This is a genomic window from Bradyrhizobium sp., assembly GCF_035570375.1.
Lineage (GTDB): Bacteria > Pseudomonadota > Alphaproteobacteria > Rhizobiales > Xanthobacteraceae > Bradyrhizobium.
Window position 1 is genome coordinate 1 of sequence record NZ_DATMLW010000121.1, and the last position, 8,684, is coordinate 8,684.

14 protein-coding genes are annotated in these 8,684 nt (G+C 62.3%); all 14 read left to right on the forward strand.

Annotated features, from left to right (window positions below):
• The first annotated feature begins 1 nt into the window (after position 1).
• Entirely contained in the window at positions 2 to 1,987 is a 1,986-nt protein-coding gene (fusA, locus tag VNX23_RS12390) for an elongation factor G (RefSeq protein ID WP_325630395.1), read from the forward strand.
• A gap of 39 nt (positions 1,988 to 2,026) precedes the next feature.
• Positions 2,027 to 3,217 (forward strand): elongation factor Tu, encoded by a 1,191-nt coding sequence (gene tuf, locus VNX23_RS12395; RefSeq protein WP_325630397.1) that lies wholly within the window; start codon positions 2,027 to 2,029, stop codon positions 3,215 to 3,217.
• 83 nt (positions 3,218 to 3,300) lie between these two features.
• A complete protein-coding gene (gene rpsJ, locus VNX23_RS12400) occupies positions 3,301 to 3,609 on the forward strand; it encodes a 30S ribosomal protein S10 (RefSeq protein ID WP_011473876.1) in 309 nt (102 codons plus the stop codon).
• A 54-nt stretch (positions 3,610 to 3,663) separates the two neighbouring features.
• A complete protein-coding gene (rplC, locus tag VNX23_RS12405) occupies positions 3,664 to 4,386 on the forward strand; it encodes a 50S ribosomal protein L3 (RefSeq protein ID WP_325630402.1) in 723 nt (240 codons plus the stop codon).
• 1 nt (position 4,387) lies between these two features.
• Positions 4,388 to 5,008 (forward strand): 50S ribosomal protein L4, encoded by a 621-nt coding sequence (gene rplD / locus VNX23_RS12410; protein WP_325630404.1) that lies wholly within the window; start codon positions 4,388 to 4,390, stop codon positions 5,006 to 5,008.
• Entirely contained in the window at positions 5,005 to 5,304 is a 300-nt protein-coding gene (locus VNX23_RS12415; protein WP_325630406.1) for a 50S ribosomal protein L23, read from the forward strand. Before rplD ends, VNX23_RS12415 begins: the two co-directional genes overlap by 4 nt.
• Positions 5,305 to 5,316: 12 nt before the next feature.
• Positions 5,317 to 6,150 carry a 50S ribosomal protein L2 gene (rplB, locus tag VNX23_RS12420; protein ID WP_325630408.1) on the forward strand — a complete coding sequence of 278 codons (834 nt, stop codon included), beginning with the start codon at positions 5,317 to 5,319 and terminating at the stop codon, positions 6,148 to 6,150.
• 12 nt (positions 6,151 to 6,162) lie between these two features.
• Positions 6,163 to 6,441 carry a 30S ribosomal protein S19 gene (rpsS, locus tag VNX23_RS12425; protein ID WP_027536815.1) on the forward strand — a complete coding sequence of 93 codons (279 nt, stop codon included), beginning with the start codon at positions 6,163 to 6,165 and terminating at the stop codon, positions 6,439 to 6,441.
• 11 nt (positions 6,442 to 6,452) lie between these two features.
• Positions 6,453 to 6,833 carry a 50S ribosomal protein L22 gene (gene rplV / locus VNX23_RS12430; RefSeq protein ID WP_325630412.1) on the forward strand — a complete coding sequence of 127 codons (381 nt, stop codon included), beginning with the start codon at positions 6,453 to 6,455 and terminating at the stop codon, positions 6,831 to 6,833.
• Between the two features lie 19 nt (positions 6,834 to 6,852).
• Positions 6,853 to 7,557 (forward strand): 30S ribosomal protein S3, encoded by a 705-nt coding sequence (gene rpsC / locus VNX23_RS12435; RefSeq protein ID WP_325630414.1) that lies wholly within the window; start codon positions 6,853 to 6,855, stop codon positions 7,555 to 7,557.
• A gap of 29 nt (positions 7,558 to 7,586) precedes the next feature.
• Positions 7,587 to 8,000 carry a 50S ribosomal protein L16 gene (gene rplP, locus VNX23_RS12440; RefSeq protein ID WP_325630416.1) on the forward strand — a complete coding sequence of 138 codons (414 nt, stop codon included), beginning with the start codon at positions 7,587 to 7,589 and terminating at the stop codon, positions 7,998 to 8,000.
• 11 nt (positions 8,001 to 8,011) lie between these two features.
• Complete coding sequence (gene rpmC / locus VNX23_RS12445) at positions 8,012 to 8,218, forward strand: 50S ribosomal protein L29 (protein ID WP_325630417.1); 207 nt, start codon at positions 8,012 to 8,014, stop codon at positions 8,216 to 8,218.
• 10 nt (positions 8,219 to 8,228) lie between these two features.
• Positions 8,229 to 8,477, forward strand: a complete 249-nt coding sequence (rpsQ, locus tag VNX23_RS12450; protein WP_325630418.1) for a 30S ribosomal protein S17 — start codon at positions 8,229 to 8,231, stop codon at positions 8,475 to 8,477.
• An 86-nt stretch (positions 8,478 to 8,563) separates the two neighbouring features.
• A partial coding sequence (locus tag VNX23_RS12455; protein WP_325630420.1) for an uL14 family ribosomal protein occupies positions 8,564 to 8,684 on the forward strand: 121 nt, incomplete at its 3' end.

Consider the following 8,684-nt stretch of genomic DNA (forward strand, 5'->3'; position numbering starts at 1 on the left):
CATCCTCTATTACACCGGCAAGAGCCACAAGATCGGCGAAGTGCACGAAGGTGCCGCGACGATGGACTGGATGGAGCAGGAGCAGGAGCGCGGCATCACCATCACCTCGGCCGCGACCACCGCGTTCTGGAACGGCAAGCGTCTGAACATCATCGACACGCCCGGCCACGTTGACTTCACGATCGAGGTCGAGCGCTCGCTTCGCGTGCTCGACGGCGCGGTATGCGTGCTCGATTCCAACCAGGGCGTCGAGCCGCAGACCGAAACCGTCTGGCGCCAGGGCGACAAGTACCGCGTTCCGCGCATCGTCTTCGCCAACAAGATGGACAAGACCGGCGCCGACTTCTTCAAGTGCCTCGCCGACATCGTCGATCGCCTCGGCGCGAGACCCATTGCGATCCAGCTTCCGATCGGAGCCGAGAACAACTTCAAGGGCGTCATCGACCTCGTGAAGATGAAGGGCATTGTCTGGAACGATGAATCGCTCGGCGCGAAATTCGACTATGTCGACATCCCCGCCGACCTGCTCGATCAGGCCAAGGAATATCGCGAGAAGATGGTGGAAGCCGCCGTCGAGCTCGATGATGACGCCTTGGCCGCCTTCCTCGACGGCAAGGAGCCCGATGAGGCGACGCTGAAGAGGCTGATCCGCAAGGCCGTGCTGTCGGGCGCCTTCTATCCTGTGCTGTGCGGCTCGGCGTTCAAGAACAAGGGCGTGCAGCCGCTGCTCGATGCGGTGGTCGACTACCTGCCGTCGCCCGTCGACGTGCCCGCCATCAAGGGCACCGACGAGGATGGCAATGAAGTGGTGCGCAAGGCCAACGACAAGGAGCCCTTAGCGCTGCTCGCCTTCAAGATCATGGACGACCCGTTCGTCGGGACTATCACCTTCTGCCGCATTTATTCAGGCACGCTTGTGTCGGGCACCGGTGTCATCAATTCGACGCGCGATCGCAAGGAGCGCATCGGCCGCATGCTGCTGATGCACGCCAACAATCGCGAGGACATCAAGGAAGCCTATGCCGGCGACATCGTCGCGCTGGCGGGGCTGAAGGAAGCGCGCACCGGCGACACGCTGTGCGATGCCAACAAGTCGGTGATTCTGGAAAAGATGGAATTTCCGGAGCCCGTCATCGAGATCGCGATCGAGCCGAAGTCGAAGGCCGACCAGGAAAAGCTCGGCGTGGCGCTGGCAAAGCTCGCCGCGGAAGATCCCTCGTTCCGCGTCACCACCGATCAGGAGTCCGGCCAGACCATCCTCAAGGGCATGGGCGAACTACATCTCGACATCAAGGTCGATATCCTCAAGCGCACCTACAAGGTTGACGCCAATATCGGCGCGCCGCAGGTGGCGTTCCGCGAGCGCATCACCCAGCGGGTCGAGCACAGCTACACTCACAAGAAGCAGACCGGCGGTACCGGTCAGTTCGCCGCGGTGACGCTCGTGGTCGAACCGAACGAGCCCGGCAAGGGTTACGAGTTCGAATCCAAGGTCGTCGGCGGCGCCGTGCCCAAGGAATACATCCCCGGCGTCGAAAAGGGCGTCGAGAGCGTCCTGTCCTCCGGCGTGGTCGCGGGCTTCCCGGTGGTTGACGTCAAGGTGCAGCTGATCGACGGAAAGTACCACGACGTCGACTCCTCGGCGCTGGCCTTCGAAATCGCGACGCGCGCCTGTTTCCGCGAAGCGCTGCAGCGGGGCAAGTCGGTGCTGCTCGAACCGATCATGAAGGTCGAGGTGGTGACGCCGGAAGATTACACCGGTTCGGTCATCGGCGACCTGAATTCGCGGCGCGGACAGATCCAGGGTCAAGACATGCGCGGCAACGCCAACGTCATCAATGCCATGGTGCCGCTCATGAACATGTTCGGTTACGTGAATAACCTGCGTTCGATGAGCCAGGGGCGCGCAACCTTTACGATGCAGTTCGACCACTACGCGGAAGCGCCGGCAAACGTGTCGGCGGAAGTCCAGAAGAAGTTTGCCTGATTGTCGTTGGTGGCAGCTAACGACTGAACGGAGAGTCAAATGGCCAAAGCAAAGTTTGAACGCACTAAACCGCACTGCAACATCGGAACGATCGGTCACGTCGACCATGGCAAGACGTCGCTGACGGCGGCGATCACCAAGGTGTTGGCGGAAACCGGCGGTGCAACGTTCACGGCGTACGACCAGATCGACAAGGCGCCGGAAGAGAAGGCGCGCGGCATCACGATCTCGACGGCGCACGTCGAATACGAAACCCAGAAGCGGCACTACGCCCACGTCGACTGCCCGGGCCATGCCGACTACGTGAAGAACATGATCACCGGCGCGGCGCAGATGGACGGCGCCATCCTGGTGGTGTCGGCGGCCGACGGCCCGATGCCGCAGACCCGCGAACACATCCTGCTCGCCAAGCAGGTCGGCGTCCCCGCGATGGTCGTCTACCTCAACAAGTGCGACATGGTGGACGATCCGGAGCTGCTCGAGCTGGTCGAGCTGGAGGTGCGCGAACTTCTCTCGAAGTACGATTTCCCGGGCGACAAGATCCCGATTATCAAGGGCTCGGCACTGGCCGCCCTCGAAGACAAGGACCGGAAGCTCGGTCATGACTCGATCCTCGAACTGATGCGCAATGTCGACGAGTACATTCCGCAGCCGGAACGTCCGATCGACCAGCCGTTCCTGATGCCGGTGGAAGACGTGTTCTCGATCTCGGGCCGCGGCACCGTGGTGACCGGCCGCGTCGAGCGCGGCATCGTCAAGGTCGGCGACGAAATCGAGATCGTGGGCTTGCGCGACACGCAGAAGACCATCGTCACCGGCGTCGAAATGTTCCGCAAGCTGCTCGATCAGGGCCAGGCGGGCGACAACATCGGTGCGCTGCTCCGCGGCACCAAGCGTGAGGAAGTCGAGCGCGGTCAGGTGCTGTGCAAGCCGGGTTCGGTGAAGCCGCACACCAAGTTCAAGGCCGAGGCCTACATCCTCACCAAGGAGGAGGGCGGACGTCACACCCCGTTTTTCACCAATTATCGGCCGCAGTTCTACTTCCGTACCACCGACGTGACCGGTGTCGTGCACCTGCCCGAAGGCACCGAGATGGTGATGCCGGGCGACAACATCGCGATGGAAGTGCATCTAATCGTGCCGATCGCGATGGAAGAAAAGTTGCGCTTTGCGATTCGCGAAGGAGGCCGCACCGTCGGCGCCGGCGTCGTCGCAAGCATCATCGAGTAAGGAAGCGAATAGGGAATGGCGAGTAGCGGATGGAGGTCCATTCGCTATTCGCTACTCGCCACTCACCAAGAAAGATTACGGCTATGAACGGCCAGAACATCCGCATACGTCTCAAGGCGTTCGACCATCGGATTCTCGATTCGTCGACGCGCGAGATCGTGAACACGGCGAAACGGACGGGTGCCCAGGTTCGCGGACCCATTCCGCTGCCGACCCGCATCGAGAAGTTCACCGTCAACCGTTCGCCGCATGTCGACAAGAAGAGCCGCGAGCAATTCGAGATGCGCACGCACAAGCGCCTTCTCGACATTGTCGATCCGACACCGCAGACCGTGGACGCGCTGATGAAGCTCGATCTTGCTGCCGGCGTCGACGTCGAAATCAAGCTCTAACCTTTAGCTCCCGTCCGTGAAAATCAGCGGACAGCAACAACAGGAAGCACGAAGATGCGCTCCGGAGTGATCGCACAAAAGGTCGGGATGACGCGGGTCTTTACCGAGACCGGCGAACATATCCCTGTGACCGTGCTCAAGCTGGGCAATTGCCAGGTCGTCGGTCACCGCACGACCGAGAAGAACGGTTACGTCGCGTTGCAGCTCGGATCGGGCTCGCGCAAGACCGTCTATATGCCGAAGGCCGAACGCGGCCAGTTCGCGGTCGCCAAGGTCGAGCCCAAGCGCAAGGTCACCGAGTTCCGCGTGTCGGAAGACGCGCTGATCCCGGTCGGCGCCGAGATTCAGGCCGACCATTTTGTCGTTGGCCAGTTCGTCGACGTCACCGGCACCTCCGTCGGCAAGGGTTTTGCCGGCGGCATGAAGCGCTGGAATTTCGGCGGCCTTCGCGCCACCCACGGCGTTTCGATCTCGCACCGTTCGATCGGTTCGACCGGTCAGCGTCAGGATCCCGGCAAGACCTTCAAGAACAAGAAGATGCCCGGTCACATGGGCGTCGATCGCATCACCACCCTCAATCTGCGGGTGGTGCAGACCGATGTCGAGCGTGGCCTGATCCTGGTCGAGGGCGCCGTTCCTGGCTCCAAGGGCGGATGGATCGCGGTGCGCGATGCGGTGAAGAAGCCGCTGCCGAAGGACGCTCCGAAGCCCGGCAAGTTCAAGGTCGCCGGCGGCGAGAAGGCGGCCGAAGCGCCGGCCCAGCAGGAGGGCGCGTGAGATGGAATTGAAAGTCACGACCCTCGAAGGCAAGGCCGCAGGCTCGGTTCAGCTTTCCGACGAGATCTTTGGTCTCGAGCCGCGCAAGGACATCATCCAGCGCTGCGTGCAGTGGCAACTCAACAAGCGCCAGGCCGGAACCCATAAGACGCAAGGTCGCGCCGATGTCTGGCGCACCGGAAAGAAAATGTACAAGCAGAAGGGCACCGGCGGCGCCCGTCACGGTTCGGCGCGGGTTCCGCAGTTTCGCGGCGGCGGCCGCGCGTTCGGTCCCGTGGTGCGTTCGCACGCGACCGATCTGCCGAAAAAGATTCGTGCGCTGGCGCTGCGCCATGCGCTCTCCGCCAAGGCCAAGGATGGCGGCCTGATCGTGATTGACAAGGCTGCGCTGGAAAATGCGAAAACCAGGGGGCTGGTCGGACATTTCTCCGGCCTCGGCCTGACCAACGCCTTGATCATTGACGGGGCGGAACTCAATGCGGGTTTTGCCACCGCCGCCCGCAACATTCCGAATATCGACGTGCTGCCGATCCAGGGCATCAACGTCTATGACATTCTGCGCCGTCAGAAGCTGGTGCTGACCAAAGCGGCGGTCGATGCGTTGGAGGCGCGCTTCAAATGAAGAACATCGATCCGCGCCACTACGACGTCATCGTCGCTCCCGTCGTCACCGAAAAGGCGACGATGGCCTCCGAACACAACAAGGTGGTGTTCAAGGTCGCGAGCAAGGCCACCAAGCCGCAGATCAAGGAAGCCGTCGAGAAGCTGTTCGACGTCAAGGTCAAGAGCGTGAACACGCTGGTGCGCAAGGGCAAGACCAAGGTCTTCCGCGGCACTTTCGGTTCGCAGTCGGATGTCAAGCGCGCTGTAGTGACCCTCGAAGAGGGCCACCGCATTGACGTCACTACCGGGCTATAAGGCGGCACAGCGATGGCACTGAAAACATTCAACCCCACGACACCGGGCCAGCGTCAGCTGATCATTGTCGACCGTTCGGCGCTCTACAAGGGCAAGCCGGTCAAGGCGTTGACCGAGGGCAAGCTGTCGAATGGCGGTCGCAACAATCTCGGGCGTATCACCGTGCGCTTCCGCGGCGGCGGCCACAAGAGGGCCTATCGCATCGTCGACTTCAAGCGCGCCAAGCTCGACATGCCGGCGACCGTCGAGCGGCTGGAATACGATCCCAACCGCACCGCTTTCATCGCGCTGGTGAAATACGCCGACGGCACCCAGGCCTATATCCTGGCGCCGCAGCGGCTTTCGGTCGGTGATACCGTGATCGCCGGCGCCCACGTCGACGTCAAGCCGGGCAATGTCATGCCGCTCGGCAACATGCCGGTCGGCACCATCATCCACAATGTGGAACTGAAGATCGGCAAGGGTGGCCAGCTGGCGCGCTCTGCCGGCACCTACGCCCAGATCGTCGGCCGCGACCAGGAATATGTGATCATCCGCCTGAACTCGGGCGAGCAGCGCCTGGTTCACGGCCGCTGCACCGCCACCATCGGCGCGGTGTCGAACCCGGATCACATGAATATCTCGATCGGCAAGGCCGGCCGCAACCGCTGGCTCGGGCGCAAGCCCCATAACCGCGGCGTCTCGATGAACCCGGTCGACCATCCGCTCGGCGGTGGCGAAGGCCGCACTTCGGGCGGCCGTCACCCGGTGACCCCATGGGGCAAGCCGACCAAGGGCAAGAAGACACGCTCCAACAAGTCGACCAACAAATTCATTCTCATCAGCCGCCACAAGCGGAAGAAGTAAGGAACGCCGGACATGGTTCGTTCAGTCTGGAAAGGCCCGTTCGTCGAAGGCTCGCTGCTCAAGAAGGCAGATGCAGCGCGTGCGTCCGGCCGTCACGACGTCATCAAGATCTGGAGCCGCCGCTCCACCATCCTGCCGCAGTTCGTCGGCCTGGTGTTCGGCGTCTACAACGGCCAGAAGCATGTGCCGGTATCGGTGAACGAGGAAATGGTGGGTCACAAATTCGGCGAGTTCTCGCCGACGCGTACCTTCCACGGCCATTCGGGCGACAAGAAAGCCAAGAAGGCTTGAGGACTTAAGCGATGAGCAAACCAAAGCGCGAACGGAGCCTCGCCGAGAACGAGGCCAAGGCGGTCGCCAGGATGCTGCGGGTGAGCCCGCAAAAGCTGAACCTGGTCGCGCAACTGATCCGCGGCAGGAAGGCCTCGGCTGCGCTCGCGGACCTGCAGTTTTCGCGCAAGCGGATCGCGGGCGACGTCAAGAAGTGCCTGGAATCGGCGATCGCCAATGCCGAGAACAATCACGACCTCGATGTCGACGATCTGGTCGTTGCGGAAGCGCATGTCGGCAACGGCATCGTCATGAAGCGTTTCGCTCCGCGCGGCCGCGGCCGCTCGGGTCGTGTCTTTAAACCGTTCTCGCAGCTGACGATCGTCGTTCGTCAGGTCGAGGCGAGCGCTTAACGGAGCGCGGGAGAATACGATGGGTCAGAAGATCAATCCAATTGGCTTGCGCCTTGGCATCAACCGGACGTGGGATTCCCGCTGGTTCGCGGGCAAGAACGAATACGGCAAGTTGTTGCACGAGGACGTCAAGATCCGCGAGATCCTGCACAAGGAGCTCAAGCAGGCGGCGGTGGCGAGAATCGTGATCGAGCGTCCGCACAAGAAGTGCCGGGTGACGATCCACTCGGCGCGTCCGGGTGTCGTGATCGGCAAGAAGGGCGCCGACATCGACAAGCTGCGCAAGCGCGTTGCCGACATCACGGCTTCCGATGTCGTGATCAACATCGTCGAGATCCGCAAGCCCGAGCTTGACGCCACGCTGGTCGCCGAATCGATTGCGCAACAGCTCGAGCGCCGCGTCGCGTTCCGCCGCGCCATGAAGCGCGCGGTGCAGTCGGCGATGCGTCTGGGCGCCGAGGGCATCCGCATCAACTGCTCGGGCCGTCTGGGCGGCGCCGAGATCGCGCGCATGGAATGGTACCGCGAAGGCCGCGTGCCCCTGCATACGCTGCGCGCCGACATCGATTACGGCGTGGCGACCGCGTTCACGACGTTCGGCACCTGCGGCGTCAAGGTCTGGATCTTCAAGGGCGAAATCCTCGAGCACGATCCGATGGCCCAGGACAAGAAGATGGCCGAGGGTGAAGGTTCGCGGCCCCGCCGCGATGCCGCAGCGGCCTAAAGACAGAGACGGTTTGAGGGCTCAACGCCATGATGCAACCAAAGAAAACCAAATTCCGGAAGGCGCATAAGGGCCGCATCCACGGCACCGCGACTTCAGGCGCGGCGTTGTCATTCGGTCAGTTCGGCCTGAAGGCGATGGCGCCCGAGCGCATCACCGCGCGTCAGATCGAGGCCGCCCGCCGGGCGCTGACCCGTCACATGAAGCGTGCGGGGCGGGTCTGGATTCGTATCTTCCCGGATGTCCCGGTGTCGAAGAAGCCCGCAGAAGTGCGCATGGGCTCCGGCAAGGGTACGCCGGAACTGTGGGTGGCGCGGGTCAAGCCCGGCCGGGTGATCTTCGAAATCGACGGCGTGACGGTGCAGACCGCGAAGGAAGCGCTGGCGCTGGCGGCTGCGAAGCTGCCGATCAAGACGCGCTTCGTCGCGCGCATCGCGGAATAGGGAAGACGGCCATGGCCAAGATGAAGATTGCCGATATCCGCGCGATGAGCCCCGATCAGATGGACGATGCCGTCCTCAATCTGAAGAAGGAGCGCTTCAACCTCCGCTTCCAGCGCGCAACGGGGCAGCTGGAGAACACGTCGCGGCTGCGTGAAACCCGCCGCGACATCGCCCGCATCAAGACCATTGCCGCGCAAGTCCGCGCGAAGAAGAAGTAGGGGACTGAACATGCCGAAACGTACGCTTCAAGGCGTGGTCGTCAGCGACAAGCAGTCCAAGACGGTTGTGGTGCGCGTCGATCGCCGCTTCACCCATCCGATCTACAAGAAGACGATCCGCCGTTCGAAAAACTACCATGCGCACGACGAGAAGAACGAATTCAAGCCGGGCGACACGGTGTGGATCGAGGAAAGCAAGCCGATCTCGAAATTGAAGCGCTGGACGGTGGTCCGGGGCGAACATCAGAAAACGGCCTAAAGGTCGAATCCGGCCTGGCCGGATTTCGACTTTCGGGAAAATTTTTAGGCGCAACTTCGCGCGAGAAAAGAGGACGAGGTGCATCAATGATTCAGATGCAGACCAACCTCGACGTGGCCGATAATTCAGGCGCACGCCGTGTCATGTGCATCAAGGTGCTTGGGGGCTCCAAGCGCCGCTATGCCACCGTGGGCGACGTCATTGTCG

Excerpts from the sequence above, each read along its gene's own strand:
- rpsC (WP_325630414.1), top strand. The coding sequence starts at position 6,853 with ATGGGTCAGAAGATCAATCCAATTGGCTTGCGCCTTGGCATCAACCGG.
- rpsJ (WP_011473876.1), top strand. The coding sequence starts at position 3,301 with ATGAACGGCCAGAACATCCGCATACGTCTCAAGGCGTTCGACCATCGG.
- rplV (WP_325630412.1), top strand. The coding sequence starts at position 6,453 with ATGAGCAAACCAAAGCGCGAACGGAGCCTCGCCGAGAACGAGGCCAAG.
- rplB (WP_325630408.1), top strand. The coding sequence starts at position 5,317 with ATGGCACTGAAAACATTCAACCCCACGACACCGGGCCAGCGTCAGCTG.
- rpsQ (WP_325630418.1), top strand. The coding sequence starts at position 8,229 with ATGCCGAAACGTACGCTTCAAGGCGTGGTCGTCAGCGACAAGCAGTCC.
- rpsS (WP_027536815.1), top strand. The coding sequence starts at position 6,163 with ATGGTTCGTTCAGTCTGGAAAGGCCCGTTCGTCGAAGGCTCGCTGCTC.
- rplC (WP_325630402.1), top strand. The coding sequence starts at position 3,664 with ATGCGCTCCGGAGTGATCGCACAAAAGGTCGGGATGACGCGGGTCTTT.
- tuf (WP_325630397.1), top strand. The coding sequence starts at position 2,027 with ATGGCCAAAGCAAAGTTTGAACGCACTAAACCGCACTGCAACATCGGA.
- rpmC (WP_325630417.1), top strand. The coding sequence starts at position 8,012 with ATGGCCAAGATGAAGATTGCCGATATCCGCGCGATGAGCCCCGATCAG.
- VNX23_RS12415 (WP_325630406.1), top strand. The coding sequence starts at position 5,005 with ATGAAGAACATCGATCCGCGCCACTACGACGTCATCGTCGCTCCCGTC.
- rplD (WP_325630404.1), top strand. The coding sequence starts at position 4,388 with ATGGAATTGAAAGTCACGACCCTCGAAGGCAAGGCCGCAGGCTCGGTT.
- rplP (WP_325630416.1), top strand. The coding sequence starts at position 7,587 with ATGATGCAACCAAAGAAAACCAAATTCCGGAAGGCGCATAAGGGCCGC.